Here is a 14,081-nt window from a genome sequence, read left to right as displayed (position 1 = left end):
TTGCTTACAAATCAGCATGCCTAAAAAGTACTGGGATCGTTACTTATGAATACTAATCATAAAGACCTAAACCATATAGAAGAAGAGCAATTACCTATTGCAAAACATAAGCTCAAAGGATGGAGACATTTTTTAGGTTTATACGCAGGAGAGCATGTTGCTGCTACTGAATTTGTATTTGGCGCAACCTTTGTCGCACTTGGCGCAACCATGACGGATATTCTGCTTGGCTTGCTAATTGGTAATATTCTCGCCGTGCTAAGCTGGACACTAATCACCACCCCAATTGCTGTTGAAACACGCCTGAGTCTATATACGTACCTTCAAAAAATAGCAGGAAACTCAATGACCCGGTTATATAACTGGGCGAACGTCATAATCTTTACGGTTATTTCTGCTGCTATGATCACCGTTTCTGCAACGGCTGTTCGCTTTGCACTTGATATTCCCGCGCAATTAAATTGGTATCCAACAAACGCATGGTTTGTCATGGTCGTTCTTGCCGTAGGCATTATCGTTGTATTGGTTGCTATGTATGGTTTTAACGCTGTATCGCAATTCTCAGGTATTTGTGCTCCGTGGTTATTTGTTATGTTCATCAGCGGTCCATTAGTACTCATGCCTGAACTTGCCAATTCGGTCATTGGTGAAACCTCTGTCTCGAGTTGGGGAGACTTCATGCACATTGGCAGTGTCTCTGTATGGACTGGGTTAGATGCCAATGGTGAGCCAGGCATAGGACTATTAGAAGTCATTGGTTTCTCTTGGGCAGCAAACACCATCACTCACTTTGGTTTAATAGACATGGCTCTGCTGCGTTACGCGAAGAAAAAAAGCTATGGCTTATGCACATCAGCCGGTATGTTATTTGGTCACTATATCGCTTGGATCTCTGCAGGCATTATGGGTGCGGGTACAGCAGTTTTGGTGAAAAAGTCGATTACTGAGCTAGATCCTGGCGATGTTGCGTTCCATGCACTTGGGTTATCTGGGTTAGTTATTGTTATTGTTGCAGGTTGGACTACAGCAAATGCAAACTTATACCGAGCTGGTCTTGCTGCACAAGCTATATTTAGTAACCTTTCGCGTACCAGAACGACATTTTTAGTGGGCATTGTTACTGTTTTAATTGCTTGCTTTCCATTTGTATTTACTAAGCTACTGCCACTTCTTACATACGCAGGACTTTTAGTCGTACCTGTTGGCGCTATCGTTTTTGCTGAACATTTTTTATTTCCAAAGATAGGTCTAACTCGTTATTGGGTCACCTACAAAAAGCTTGAGCATAGCTCTGCGGCTGTTATTGCGTGGGCACTTGGCCTAGTGTTCGGATTTACACTAAACGCGATCAATATAATCCCATTCTACTACCTTTTCTTACCAACTTGGGTATTCAGTATTGTCGTATATATTTTATTAGCAAAACGAAATGGCGCTGCGCAGAAGTATCCTGAAGAAGAAGCAGAGCTAGCTAATTTTGATAAAAAAGTAGAAAGATTTCACGCCGAACAAGCAGCCAATGAGCCAGCATTTATTCTTGATCAGCGCCTGTTAACCAAAGTACTCACTGCGGTTGCTTGGTTAAGTCTAGGTGTTACTGTGGTGCTAGCAGCAAATGCCATGTTCAACTCACCAGATGTTGCTTCCTATGAACACAATAGAACGTTATTTTTCAATAGTGGATTCGCTTGTACCATCATTTACTTCGCGAGTGCGTATTGGGCTATGCAGCGTAAAAAACAATTTTCAGCCGTTTAACTGCTCGGGGGCAAAACATGAGCGCACTTTCTTTAAATAACTCAACACTGAGCTCTTTTCCTACATCTATATCAGTGCCGCGTTATAACCGACAATCACTAAAAGCTGGGATTGTCCATGTTGGTGTGGGCGGGTTTCACCGCTCTCATCAAGCTTTCTATAATGATAACTACATCAACCATACTGGCGATCTAAGTTGGGGCATTTGCGGTATAGGCTTACGCGAGGCTGATCGGGCTATAAAGCAATCTTTAGAAGCACAAGATTATCTGTACTCCCTATTGGTAAAGCACCCAAATGGCAAAACTGATACGCAAATAATTGGCTGTTTAACCGATTTTCTCTTAGCGCCGGATGATCCAGAAGCTGTTATAAGTAAAATGGCCGCTGAAGAAACCCAGATTGTTTCATTAACAATAACCGAAGGCGGTTATAATTATGATCCATCTACCGGCGAGTTCGATTTTTCAAACCCAGATATACAACATGATTTAGCAAACCCAAACAAGCCAAAGCTGATTTTTGGCTACCTTGCTGCAGCTTTAGATCGCCGCAGAAAGAGTGGGCAAAAACCGTTTACAGTTCAGTCTTGTGATAATGTTCAACACAACGGTGATGTCATACGAAAAATGTTAGTTACTTACATTAGTTCATATGACTCAGAGCTTGCTGATTGGGTCGCAAATCAAGTTAGCTTTCCTAATGCAATGGTCGACCGTATTACGCCTGCAACCACAGATAAAGATATTGCTCTAGCAGAACAGCTGGGAGTGATTGATTCATGGCCTGTCACGTGTGAGCCTTTTCACCAATGGGTCATCGAGGATAAATTTTGTCAACAACGCCCAGCTTGGGAGAAAGTAGGTGCGCAAATAGTCAATGATGTAACGCCTTATGAAACCATGAAAATTCGCTTATTAAATGCAAGCCATACTGTTATGGGAATACTCGGATCTTTGCGTGGCTATCAAACCATAGAGCAAACAATTTCAGATCCCTTATTTGCTACAGTGGTAAGCAACTTCATGGATAACGAAGTAACACCGATTTTAGATGACGTACCTGGTATTGATCTAAGTGATTATAAGCGAACACTGATAGCTCGATTTGCAAACCCTAACATCAAGGATAGCCTTGCACGAATTTGCTCTCAAAGCGCAAGTAAAGTCTCCACCTTTTTAGTACCTACGATAGTAGAGAACCTTAAAATTGGTGGAAATAGTGCGATTGCTAATTTAATAATTGCAGCTTGGTGCTTATACAGCGACACGCATTCGTCTCAACAAGGTCAGCCTTTAGAGGTTATCGATGATATGGCTGAAACATTACAGCAGGCTGCTCATGCATCACGCATTTCACCACTTGCTTTTCTTGAGCAACCGAGCATTTTCGGCTCAATTATTGAGAACGAGTCATTTTGTAATGAATATAAATATTACATCAGCCAACTCTATGCGGGAGTGGCAATTGAGCAGATTATGGAGGCGGTGTTAAGTAGTTATAAGGCCAAGTAGTATCAGGCAGAGTAAGTTTAAAAATAAAAAAACCGCCCTAGGGCGGTTTCTTTTTGTATCACTGATTAAGGCATAGGATCGAGATCCGCGCCTTCTTTTTCAATTACTTCAGGAATTAAGTCTTCTTTACTTACACCCATTGCAATTGCAACAGCTGAAGCAACATAAACAGATGAATAAGTACCGATGAACACACCAAATAGTAATGCAGTTGCGAAACCGTGGATCGTTTGACCACCCCAGCCAAATAACGCAATCAATACTAGGATAGTGGTGATTGATGTTACTAGGGTACGGTTTAACGTTTGCGTTAATGAAATATCGATAATTTCAATCGTGTCATCAATGCGCACTTTACGGAAGTTTTCACGGATACGGTCAGATACAACGATGGTATCGTTGAGTGAGTAACCTATTACCGCCAAAATCGCCGCAAGAATCGTTAAGTCAAACTCTAGGCCTAGTACTGAGAATAGGCCTAATGTAATGATAACGTCGTGTAATAGTGCTGATACAGCACCTACCGCAAAACGCCATTCAAAACGAAACGCAACGTAAATTAAGATACAGATAAGCGCAGTTAACATGGCAAGGCCACCCTGCTCTTTTAGATCTTCACCAACACTTGGGCCAACAAATTCGATACGACGCATTTCTACTGTCGACTCAACTTTTTGTAATGCCGTAATGATTTGGTTGCCAATTACTTCTGCTTTTACGCCAGCACCTTGCGGAGCAAGACGCACTAGAATTTCTTTACTTGAGCCAAACAGTTGCACTGAGAAATCTTCAAAGCCACTTTCAGTGATTGCATCACGTACTTCTTTAAGATCAGGTGCTTGTGTAAAGCCTACCTCAACAGCGGTACCGCCAGTGAAGTCGAGACCAAAATTTAAGCCTTTAGTAAAAAACGACACGAAAGAAGCCAAAATCAACAAAGTTGATAATGTCATGGCAAACTTTCTTAACTTCATAAACGGGAGTGTTTTACCACCGAGTTTTAAAATTTGCATGCTGACTCCTAAATCGACAACTTATCAATACGCTTACCGCCAATGAATAAGTTGATTACCGCACGGGTACCAACAATGGCTGTAAACATAGAGGTGATAATACCAATCGCTAGCGTTACTGCGAAACCAGCAATAGGACCAGTACCCACTGCAAATAGGATCACTGCTGCGATAAGTGTTGTGATATTAGCATCTAAAATGGTGCTAAACGCGCTGTCGTAACCAAAATGAACGGCTTGTTGTGGACTACGGCCATCAGCAAGTTCTTCACGAATACGTTCGAAGATAAGTACATTGGCATCAACCGCCATACCGACGGTTAATACGATACCTGCAATACCCGGTAACGTTAACGCAGCACCCGGAATAAGCGACATCACACCAACAATTAATACTAGGTTGGCACCCAGAGCGATATTCGCCACCATGCCGAAACCTTTGTAGTAAATAAGCATAAATACCAGTACAAACACGAAACCAAGCACAACGGCAGTCATACCCGCTTCGATGTTCTCTTGACCTAGGCTTGGACCTACCGTGCGCTCTTCAACGATTTGAATTGGCGCAACCAGTGCACCAGCACGAAGTAATAGGCTAAGGTTATGTGCTTCAGCTGGGTTATCGATACCTGTAATACGGAATGAACGGTCAAGACGCGCTTGAATGGTCGCCACGTTAATCACTTCTTCCACTTTAATTGGCGGAAGTGCTTTACCGTTTTCATCTGTTTTACCTGATGGCTTGTATTCGATAAATACTGTAGCCATGCGTTTACCGATAGCACGCTTAGTGAACGCATTCATTTTTGCGCCACCTTTGCTATCTAGCGTAATACTAACTTGTGGACGTTGATACTCATCCATACCTGATTGCGCGCCAGTGATGTGGCTACCTTCAAGAATGATGCGCTGCTTAAGAACCACTGGGTAACCTTCACGCGCCATGATCATTTCTGTACCAGGCGGTAAACGGCCTTGAAGCGCTGCACTTGCATCTGCGTTTTCGTCAACTTCACGGAATTCTAGAGTTGCTGTTGCACCTAGAATCTCTTTAGCACGCGCTGTATCTTGTACACCCGGAAGTTGCACGATGATACGCTCAGCACCTTGGCGCTGTACGTTAGGCTCTGCAACACCGATTTGGTTAATACGGTTACGGATAATCGTTTCGTTTTGCTTGATAGCGTAGTCACGAATTTCTTTTAGCTTTTGCTCGCTCATGCTGGCATAAAAAGCATTGTCGCTGCTGCTATCATCAACGTAAACGTTTAATGGGTAACGAGTTGATAAGAAACGCTCTGCTGCGTCTTTATCTTCTTCGTTACGCATTTCAACACGTAATCGCTCGCTGTTCGCTACACGGCGAATAGTGCGATAACGTAGTTTTTCTTCACGTAAGTCACTTTTGAAATCTTGTTCCATTTGCTCAAGCTGAGTATCAACCGCCGTCGCCATGTCGATTTCCATAGTAAAGTGAACACCACCGCTTAAATCTAGGCCTAGTTTCATTGGGTTACCACCCAGTGACTTTAACCACTCTGGTTGAGCAGGTGCCATATTGATTGCAGAGATATAATCTTCACTAAGGGAATCACGCAGTAGATCTTGCGCTTTTAGTTGGTCTTCAACATTCTTAAAACGAACGAGGATTTGTCCATCTTCAAGTTTGCTTGATTTAACAGTAACGTTATGTTCTTTGAGAGTCGCATTTACTTTATCGAGTACGCTGAGGTCAGCATCAGTACCTTTAGTGCCCGATACTTGTATGGCCGGGTCTCGGCCATACAAGTTAGGAGAGGCATATAAAATACCAACGACTAACACTACAAGAACAAGTAAATACTTCCATAATGGAAACTTGTTTAACACGTGTGAGTCCTTATTTTTATTGTTATAGCGACTTCATAGTGCCTTTTGGCAATACTGCAGAAACAGCTGATTTTTGTACTGTTACTTCTGCTTGGTCGTTTAATGAAATCACGATGAAGTCTTTGTCATCAGCGATTTTAGCAATCTTACCTACTAAACCACCTTGCGTTAGTACTTCGTCGCCTTTCGCCATTGCGCTCATTAGGGCTTTATGCTCTTTTACACGCTTAGCTTGTGGACGGTAGATTAAGAAATAAAATACCAGACCGAAAATACCCAACATGATTAGCATTTCCATGCCACCACCTGCTGGTGCTGCACCTGCCGCACTTGCGTGGGCGTTTGAGATGAATAAACTCATTTCACTTCCTCTTTAATTTTTCTAAAAATTTAATCTGATGTATCTGCAAGCTCTGGCACTTCTTGGCCGCGGCGTGCATAAAAATCTGCAACAAATTCGTCTAGTTTGCCATTACTGATGGCATTACGTAAGCCTTCCATCACGCGTTGATAATAACGTAAGTTGTGAATCGTGTTTAGACGTGCGCCTAAGATTTCATTACATTTATCAAGATGATGCAAGTATGCACGTGAATAGTTTTTACACGTATGACAATCACACTCAGGATCCAATGGACCGGTGTCTGTTTTATGTACTGCATTACGAATTTTAACAATGCCGCCAGTTACGAATAAATGACCATTACGGGCGTTACGCGTAGGCATCACACAGTCAAACATATCGATACCACGGCGAACCGCTTCAACTAAGTCTTCTGGTTTACCAACGCCCATTAAGTAACGAGGCTTGTCTTCAGGCATTTTGTAAGCACAGTGGTCAAGAATGTTGATCATCTCGTTTTTCGGCTCACCAACCGATAAACCACCTAATGCATAACCATCAAAGCCGATTTCTTCTAGGCCTTTTTGCGATTGTGCACGAAGCTCAGGGTACATACCACCTTGGATAATACCAAACAGCGCAGCTGGGTTATCACCATGACCTTCTTTTGAGCGTTTAGCCCAACGAAGTGACAACTCCATAGAATCTTTCGCTTCTTTTTCAGTCGCAGGGTATGGCGTACATTCGTCAAAGATCATCACGATGTCAGAGCCTAGATCACGCTGAACTTGCATCGCTTTTTCTGGCGAAAGCATGATTTTTTCACCATTAACTGGTGAGCTGAACATCACGCCTTCTTCTGTGATTTTACGCATTGCGCCTAAGCTGAATACTTGGAAACCGCCTGAATCAGTTAGGATTGGACGATCCCAATTCATAAAGTCGTGTAAGTCACCGTGCTGCTTAATGATTTCTGTACCAGGACGCAGCATTAAGTGGAAAGTGTTACCTAGGCAAATTTGTGCACCAGTATCTTTCACTTCGTCAGGCGTCATACCTTTTACAGTACCGTAAGTACCTACCGGCATAAATGCTGGCGTTTCTACAACACCACGTTCAAAAATCAAGCGGCCACGGCGCGCTTTACCGTCAGTGCGGTCTAATTCAAATTTCATATTATCCTCAGTGTCGGAAAAACAGTCCAACAAGCTATAATTTAACCGCTCGATTCTACCCTGTTTGCAGGTTTATTACTATTAATTGAGCTAAATTCGAAAATAAAAAGCCCAGTTCAAAAACTGGGCTTTTTAACGTTATTTGCGCGTTAAGAACATCGCATCACCATAACTAAAGAAGCGATACTTCTGCTCAATAGCCGTATGGTAAGCACCCATTATGTTCTCTTGACCTGCAAAGGCACTTACTAACATGATTAACGTTGATTCAGGTAAATGGAAGTTTGTCACCATGGCATCAACCACATTGAACTGATAACCCGGATAAATAAAGATATCGGTATCGCCAAAGTAAGTATCTAGTTTGCCGCCGTGCACTTTAGCTGCTGACTCTAATGAGCGGACTGATGTAGTCCCTACAGCGATTACACGACCACCTTTTGCTTTCGTTTCGGCTACCGCTTTAACCACTTCATCTGGTACTTCGATGTACTCTGAGTGCATAACATGCTCATCAACTGAGTCAACGCGCACAGGCTGGAATGTACCAGCGCCCACGTGCAAGGTCACAAAGGCCATGTTAATGCCCTTGTCTTTTAAGGCTGCCATTAATTTATCATCAAAATGCAGGCCAGCTGTTGGCGCGGCTACGGCACCTGGCTTTTCACCATAAACAGTTTGATAACGCTCACGATCTGACTCATTATCAGGGCGGTCAATATAAGGTGGTAATGGCATATGACCGATGTCGTTTAGGATATCGAGTACATTTTCGTCTTTGGCAAATTCAAGCTCAAAAAGCTCGCCATGACGCGCAACCATGGTTGCTTCTGCTTTACCTTCTAGAATGATTTTTGAGCCTGGTTTTGGCGATTTACTAGCTCGTACATGCGCAAGCACACGGTGTTCGTCAAGTACACGCTCTACTAACACCTCAAGCTTACCGCCTGATTCTTTTTGCCCAAACATGCGAGCAGGGATCACTTTGGTGTTATTGAAAACTAATAAGTCATTTTCATTAACGAGCGATAAAATATCACTAAATACTTTATGCTCAACTTGCCCTGATGGGCCATCAAGCGTCAGTAAACGACTGCTAGTTCGATCTGCTTTCGGAAAACGAGCAATTAATTCATCAGGAAGGTCAAAGCTAAAATCAGCTACGCGCATAGAGCATATCTCTCATTAATAAAAACGCGCCAAGTTTACTCTGATACGCCTACTACCTCAAGCAAAGCCCTAGACCAAGTTAATGGCCGTTTACAGGTTTACACACTTAAGTGCTTATTAACCGCTTTTAGGTAAAGTTTGCTTGTAGATTAGGCAAAATGTCATTATTCTAGCCTATTCAATAAACATGGGTTAGGTAAGAGGTAGTAGCGCCATGGCAAAGCAGTTGAAACTGCTAATTTTAAACGCAAGCGTTGCTGAGCGTGAAACAATTAAGACCACATTAAACAAACTTAATGTCTTCACGTTTATCGAAGCCAGTGACTCTCAAGATGCGCTAAAAATTCTTAAAAGCCACCCAGTGGATATTATCATTACCGGTCTTGAGGTTGGTAAGATTGATGGTTGGCGTTTTTCGCGCATGATCCGTTCAGGGTTATTAAAAACACCAAAAAACACACCTATTTTACTTACTCCACCAATTTATTGTGAACGTATAGCCGAAACCACGGCTCGCAGCTATGGCATTGATGCCGTATTGCCATTTGAGCGCCAAGATATGCTGCCGCAAATGTTAGCCAACGTGTTATCAACCCATCTTGAAAAAAGTAGCCGCCTCAATTTATTGCTACTTGAAACCGATAGTCGCAAAGCAAAAGATATTAGCGAGCAGCTTAAACTCAGTTTTGCTATTACTCACACCACGTCTACAAAAGCGACGCTAGCTACTTTTTTACAACAAAAATTTGCCATTGTATTGATTGACGCCACCGAGTCTCATTCTGATACCGCAGCTGGGTTAATTAGCGAAATATTACAACACAACCCAAAACAAGCGATTGTAACCATCATTGATAACAATGATGCAGATTACGCGGAGCAGTTGTTACTTTCTGGCGTTACTGATTTTATTCGCGCCCCTTACGATCACTCGTTATTAAGCAAAGTGTGTGACCACGCTGCTCGTCGTGAAGATTTCATGGTGAGCTACGCAGAGTTTGCACAAAAAGTAGAACAACTAAGCCAAAGTCAAAGCCGTTATAAAGAGCTGTTTTCTGCCCACCAACGTATTTTATTACACCTAAATACGGTGGTGCTTGAGTTTAACCAAGAGGGTAATATTCGCTTTATTAACCCAGCTTGGGAGCATTTAACGGGCTATGGCATAAAATCTAGTTTAGCAAAGTCACTAACAGACTTTTGCTTACCGGAGTGCAAAACAAAGCTACAAGATACCATTCAGCGTATTTTGCTTGGTGGTGAGCAACAGCAACAGGTAGAGATCCAGCTAAAACATAAAAATGGTAATGCCATTTGGGTTGAATGTCGCTTACAACTAATAAAAAATAGCCAAAACTCAGCGACTATTACCGCCACTATCGATAACATTCATGAGCGTAAACAGGCAGAGCTACAACTTCGTCATTTAGCCTTGCACGATACGCTCACAGAGCTGCATAACCGTTATTACTTTGACCAACAATTACAACGTATTTGTAAAGCCAAGTACACCAGTAACGATACAGAGCATGCCCTGATTTATATCGACTTAGATCACTTTAAAATCATCAACGACAGTAAAGGTCACCAACAAGGCGACATCGTTCTAAAAGAAGTTGCTCAGTTATTTACAGCGAATATCAGTGATGAGCACTTAGTGTGCCGCATCGGTGGTGATGAATTCGCCGTGATCTTAAAAAATACGAACCTACTCGATGCACACTTGGTTGCAGAAAGCATTTGCATGGCGATTGAAAAACACCGTTTTCATTCAGAAGGCCAAGAGTACTCAATTAGCTGTTCAATTGGTTTAACACAAATCACTGAGCAAAATAACGATCCAAGTGAATGCTTAAAACAAGCTGATATCGCTCTTTATGTAGCAAAAAGCTTAGGACGTAACCTCGTTCATTGCTACTCTAAAGAAGACTCCAGCCACAATAGCTTACAAGCGGGTTTAGAGTGGGGGCACAGTATTCGTCAGGCATTACAGCACGATGCTATCGAGCTTCACTATCAGCCTATTTGGGACTTTAAGCGCGGCCATGTTGCCTATTTTGAAGCGCTATTACGCTTAAAATTAAACGATGAAATTGTTTACCCAAATCAATTTATCCCAGCTCTTGAACTTCTAAACGATACATTTTTAATGGATCAATGTGTTATTCGTAATGCAATTAAGAGTGTTGCCGAGTACCCGGAGCTCAATCAAATAGCAATTAACTTATCAGCACAGTCGTTTTTAGATGAACGCTTACTGCCTCATATAGAGTCGAGCTTAAAAGAATATGCTGTTGAACCAACACGTATCATTTTTGAGATCACAGAGTCTGCGAGTATTAATAACCTCGTTGCAACCCGTGCCATGATCGAGCGTTTGAACGGCTTAGGGTGTCACTTCTCAATTGATGACTTTGGTACAGGCTTTAGTACCTTCAACTACCTTAAACAATTACCGGCTCAACATGTAAAAATTGATGGTTCATTTGTTCGCGACATGCTGAACGACCCAATCGATTTAGCGCTTGTAAAAGCGATTAATGATATTAGCCGTTCGCTTGATAAGCGCTCTGTTGCTGAATATGTTGAAAACAAAGAAATATTCTTAGCACTAAAAGATATCGGCGTAGATTATGGGCAAGGTTACTTCATTGCTCGCCCGATGCCTGTTGAAAAAATAACGGCTGAACTTAAAAAAATATCTGAAAATAATCTGTTTAACTAACAATTATCTAGCCTATTTAGAGCAAAGCTTGATACATTTTTAAACATTTTTTCTAAGAAATTTTGCTTCCATACTGACAATACTCATCTATACTTAAATCCATAGCAAGGTTAAATGTCGTGTTTTTATGGTGATTATCTATAATAAACATGACATTACTTATTATATTAAACATACTAAGCATAGCTTAACATCGTTAAGTCCATGTATTGGCGGTATAATGGAGAAAAGTGATGACACAACTAATCGTTTTGTTGCTGATTGTAAATCTAGGGATAGCGTATCAATGTTACCGTAATGCGAGCTTAAAAGGGTATCCGGTAAAAACCTTTACAGGGTTAGGTTTAGTACCTTACTTTAACTTAGTCGTGTGGGTTTACTTGTTGTTTTTACCCGACTTAAAACCATTTTCAATGAATGAAAAGCAGCCACTTTAGGCTGCTTTTTTAGTTGGGAGAATTTAAAAACTATAACTTGATGCTTTTTCGAGTAATTGCGCGGCTTTTATATCGCCAACCACACACTTTTTAATGTCAGACTTTTTAAACACTTTTACTTGTTCAGTTTTACCTTCGCTAACACCACGGATGATAAAGCTCACATGTTCATCGTTAGGTAAACTTCTTAAACCGCTACCATAATCACATAGAGTCAGAGATAAGCTTTTATCTACTTGCTGTGCTAGGGCTGCTAGCTGTTGCTTTTGCTCTTTTACGCGGGCTTGTTTTTTCTCAGCTAACTCTTTGCGCATTTGCTGCTGCTTTTGTGATAACTTTAGCTGTTGCTTTTCAAGCTCTTTAATCGATGCTTGTAATGCTTGTTTACGTTTTTCGAGCTCTTGCTCTTTGGCATCTTTATCGTGGCGACGATCAAATTCAAGGTCGCGCTTTTCACGTTCAAGATCACGAATTTCACGGCTTACATCGCGCTCTTGCTCAGCCACTTCACGTACTCGCTCTGCACTTTCGCGCATCACTTCCATAGCTTGTTGGTAGGCTTCTTGCGTTTTCACGACTACTGCATCGCTGATCACTTGCACATGCTCGCCTAGTACTTCAATTTCAGTGAGTTCTTCAAAATCAATATCAGGCATTGGTGGCAACGGCGCATCGGGCACAGAGGCAAACACTGTAGACCAGCGTGAACTGCCTCGTACATCAAAACTAAACACCACGCCTTGATGCTGCAAATAACTCGAAGAGACATTCCTTACCTTGTTATCAGTATCTTGTTTTAACGCCGCTGAGAGAATCTTTTCCATAATCCCGACTTCACGCTGGATTTTATCCAATTCATCATTTGCTTGTGCTTGCACACTTACTGCTGCGCAAAGCAATAATGCAGTCGTAGTTGATTTGTATTTTGACATCTTAATACTCCAAATTGTTGGCAACGGTTGGCAATGGTCCGCCTTCCACTTGCTCTGCTAAATCATTTAACTGCATACGTAAGTACGCTTGGTCTTGGGCACGCTGTGTTTTGATATAAGCCAGCACGCTGGCAATATCTTCTTGGCGCTCTACTCGCCCGGTTTTAATCGCTTCTTTGGCCAGTTGGTACATCTGCTGTTGCTGCACTTCGTTTTGCGCAGTAATGATATTTTGTAACTGATCAATTTGCTTTTGTTGTGACTCTAATAAATTGGTTTGCTTGGCCACTTGCTCTAGTAACTGCTGGTTTCCTTGCTGTGGATTACTAACAAAAACCCACGCGCAAAATACTATTGACGCAGCCACTGCCCACACCCCAGCACCAAAAAACAGACTTTGTTTTTGTACTTTGGGCATCGTAGATTCTCGATCCCAATTTGGTACGGGTACCGTTTCATAATGTTGACTTTGTTGTTGCCACTGCATTGCATTGTTCATCATTGATGCATACTCAGCATTGGCTTGTAGCAACGCAATTTGCTCATCAGTTAGGCTTTCGCCCTCTAACCATGCGGTAAATAATGAATCTAAATTAGCCATCTAGGGCCTCCAAATGCACTTTTAACTTGCCTAGAGCACTGTATAGTCTTGATTTAGCTGTATTGGTCGAAATACCTAATTGCTCAGCGATTTCTTCAAATGTACAGTGCTGAAAAAACTTTAACTCCACCACCAAGCGTTGCTCCCAGGGTAAATTGTTCATCATTGCTTTGAGTTCATGATGCTGCTCAGATTGCAGTTGATTGGTTTCTAACTCACTATGCTCGCAGCTTTCTTCTGGTATATCGTCTAAACCTTGATGCAGCTTACGGCGGCGGTAATATTCAACACTACGCCGGTGCACAATTTGATAGAGCCAAGTATTAAAACTCGATTCACCACGAAAGCTCGGTAAGCTTTTATAAACAGAAATAAACACTTCTTGCATTAAATCCATTGCATCATCAGGGTGACTTAACATCCTTAGGCAATAGTTATATACCTGTGTTTCGTGCTGCTTGACTAATTTCAACCACGCCCGTTTATTGCCCTGTTGCGCTTTAGCAATTAGTGTTTCAAGTGATTGAAAAAACAAACTAGCCTCG

The 14,081-nt window shown here is 41.9% G+C and carries 12 protein-coding genes; 4 read left to right on the top strand and 8 right to left on the bottom strand.

What is annotated here, in order from left to right; genetic code table 11:
* Positions 1-45: 45 nt before the first annotated feature.
* Both JIG37_RS15815 and JIG37_RS15810 read left to right on the top strand, forming a co-directional pair.
* Positions 46-1,758, top strand: coding sequence for a hypothetical protein (locus tag JIG37_RS15815; RefSeq protein ID WP_138600197.1), 1,713 nt, complete (start codon positions 46-48; stop codon positions 1,756-1,758).
* A 17-nt stretch (positions 1,759-1,775) separates the two neighbouring features.
* Positions 1,776-3,272: a mannitol dehydrogenase family protein gene (locus JIG37_RS15810; RefSeq protein ID WP_199529797.1), complete on the top strand. Its 1,497-nt coding sequence runs from the start codon at positions 1,776-1,778 to the stop codon at positions 3,270-3,272.
* Between the two features lie 65 nt (positions 3,273-3,337).
* Here the strand turns inward: JIG37_RS15810 and secF are convergent, their stop codons facing one another.
* From secF to queA, 5 genes are all read right to left on the bottom strand, one after another.
* On the bottom strand, positions 3,338-4,285 hold the full coding sequence (gene secF, locus JIG37_RS15805; protein ID WP_054552488.1) for a protein translocase subunit SecF: 948 nt from the start codon (positions 4,283-4,285) through the stop codon (positions 3,338-3,340).
* Between the two features lie 8 nt (positions 4,286-4,293).
* Positions 4,294-6,153 carry a protein translocase subunit SecD gene (gene secD, locus JIG37_RS15800; protein ID WP_166339885.1) on the bottom strand — a complete coding sequence of 620 codons (1,860 nt, stop codon included), beginning with the start codon at positions 6,151-6,153 and terminating at the stop codon, positions 4,294-4,296.
* A gap of 22 nt (positions 6,154-6,175) precedes the next feature.
* Positions 6,176-6,514, bottom strand: coding sequence for a preprotein translocase subunit YajC (gene yajC, locus JIG37_RS15795; RefSeq protein WP_036973302.1), 339 nt, complete (start codon positions 6,512-6,514; stop codon positions 6,176-6,178).
* Between the two features lie 29 nt (positions 6,515-6,543).
* The gene (gene tgt / locus JIG37_RS15790; protein ID WP_058583935.1) at positions 6,544-7,671 is read right to left on the bottom strand and encodes a tRNA guanosine(34) transglycosylase Tgt; all 1,128 of its coding nucleotides are present in this window, start codon (positions 7,669-7,671) and stop codon (positions 6,544-6,546) included.
* A gap of 138 nt (positions 7,672-7,809) precedes the next feature.
* Entirely contained in the window at positions 7,810-8,841 is a 1,032-nt protein-coding gene (gene queA / locus JIG37_RS15785; protein WP_054552485.1) for a tRNA preQ1(34) S-adenosylmethionine ribosyltransferase-isomerase QueA, read from the bottom strand.
* Positions 8,842-9,055: 214 nt separating this feature from the next.
* On the opposite strand from queA, the gene JIG37_RS15780 reads away from it, so the two are divergent.
* Both JIG37_RS15780 and JIG37_RS15775 read left to right on the top strand, forming a co-directional pair.
* Entirely contained in the window at positions 9,056-11,566 is a 2,511-nt protein-coding gene (locus tag JIG37_RS15780) for an EAL domain-containing protein (RefSeq protein WP_199529796.1), read from the top strand.
* Between the two features lie 233 nt (positions 11,567-11,799).
* Positions 11,800-12,003, top strand: a complete 204-nt coding sequence (locus tag JIG37_RS15775) for a hypothetical protein (RefSeq protein WP_054552483.1) — start codon at positions 11,800-11,802, stop codon at positions 12,001-12,003.
* Positions 12,004-12,026: 23 nt separating this feature from the next.
* Here JIG37_RS15775 and JIG37_RS15770 read toward each other — a convergent pair whose 3' ends face one another.
* Genes JIG37_RS15770 through JIG37_RS15760 form a run of 3 tightly spaced genes read right to left on the bottom strand, consistent with a single transcriptional unit; the run spans position 12,027 to position 14,071 of the window.
* Positions 12,027-12,935 (bottom strand): hypothetical protein, encoded by a 909-nt coding sequence (locus tag JIG37_RS15770; RefSeq protein WP_199529795.1) that lies wholly within the window; start codon positions 12,933-12,935, stop codon positions 12,027-12,029.
* Position 12,936: 1 nt separating this feature from the next.
* Positions 12,937-13,536 (bottom strand): hypothetical protein, encoded by a 600-nt coding sequence (locus tag JIG37_RS15765; protein ID WP_054552481.1) that lies wholly within the window; start codon positions 13,534-13,536, stop codon positions 12,937-12,939.
* The gene (locus JIG37_RS15760; RefSeq protein ID WP_166339876.1) at positions 13,529-14,071 is read right to left on the bottom strand and encodes an RNA polymerase sigma factor; all 543 of its coding nucleotides are present in this window, start codon (positions 14,069-14,071) and stop codon (positions 13,529-13,531) included. The genes JIG37_RS15765 and JIG37_RS15760 overlap by 8 nt, the downstream gene beginning before the upstream one ends.
* Between the last annotated feature and the right edge of the window lie 10 nt (positions 14,072-14,081).

Source organism: Pseudoalteromonas sp. bablab_jr010 (assembly GCF_016464105.1).
Taxonomy (GTDB): Bacteria; Pseudomonadota; Gammaproteobacteria; order Enterobacterales; family Alteromonadaceae; genus Pseudoalteromonas; species Pseudoalteromonas simplex.
This window is presented reverse-complemented; position numbering and strand designations above follow the sequence as displayed.

What these genes read in the sequence shown, in the direction of transcription:
- yajC (WP_036973302.1), bottom strand. Translation starts at nt 6,514, where the DNA reads ATGAGTTTATTCATCTCAAACGCCCACGCAAGTGCGGCAGGTGCAGCA.
- JIG37_RS15815 (WP_138600197.1), top strand. Translation starts at nt 46, where the DNA reads ATGAATACTAATCATAAAGACCTAAACCATATAGAAGAAGAGCAATTA.
- JIG37_RS15770 (WP_199529795.1), bottom strand. Translation starts at nt 12,935, where the DNA reads ATGTCAAAATACAAATCAACTACGACTGCATTATTGCTTTGCGCAGCA.
- JIG37_RS15765 (WP_054552481.1), bottom strand. Translation starts at nt 13,536, where the DNA reads ATGGCTAATTTAGATTCATTATTTACCGCATGGTTAGAGGGCGAAAGC.
- tgt (WP_058583935.1), bottom strand. Translation starts at nt 7,671, where the DNA reads ATGAAATTTGAATTAGACCGCACTGACGGTAAAGCGCGCCGTGGCCGC.
- queA (WP_054552485.1), bottom strand. Translation starts at nt 8,841, where the DNA reads ATGCGCGTAGCTGATTTTAGCTTTGACCTTCCTGATGAATTAATTGCT.
- JIG37_RS15780 (WP_199529796.1), top strand. Translation starts at nt 9,056, where the DNA reads ATGGCAAAGCAGTTGAAACTGCTAATTTTAAACGCAAGCGTTGCTGAG.
- JIG37_RS15775 (WP_054552483.1), top strand. Translation starts at nt 11,800, where the DNA reads ATGACACAACTAATCGTTTTGTTGCTGATTGTAAATCTAGGGATAGCG.
- secF (WP_054552488.1), bottom strand. Translation starts at nt 4,285, where the DNA reads ATGCAAATTTTAAAACTCGGTGGTAAAACACTCCCGTTTATGAAGTTA.
- JIG37_RS15810 (WP_199529797.1), top strand. Translation starts at nt 1,776, where the DNA reads ATGAGCGCACTTTCTTTAAATAACTCAACACTGAGCTCTTTTCCTACA.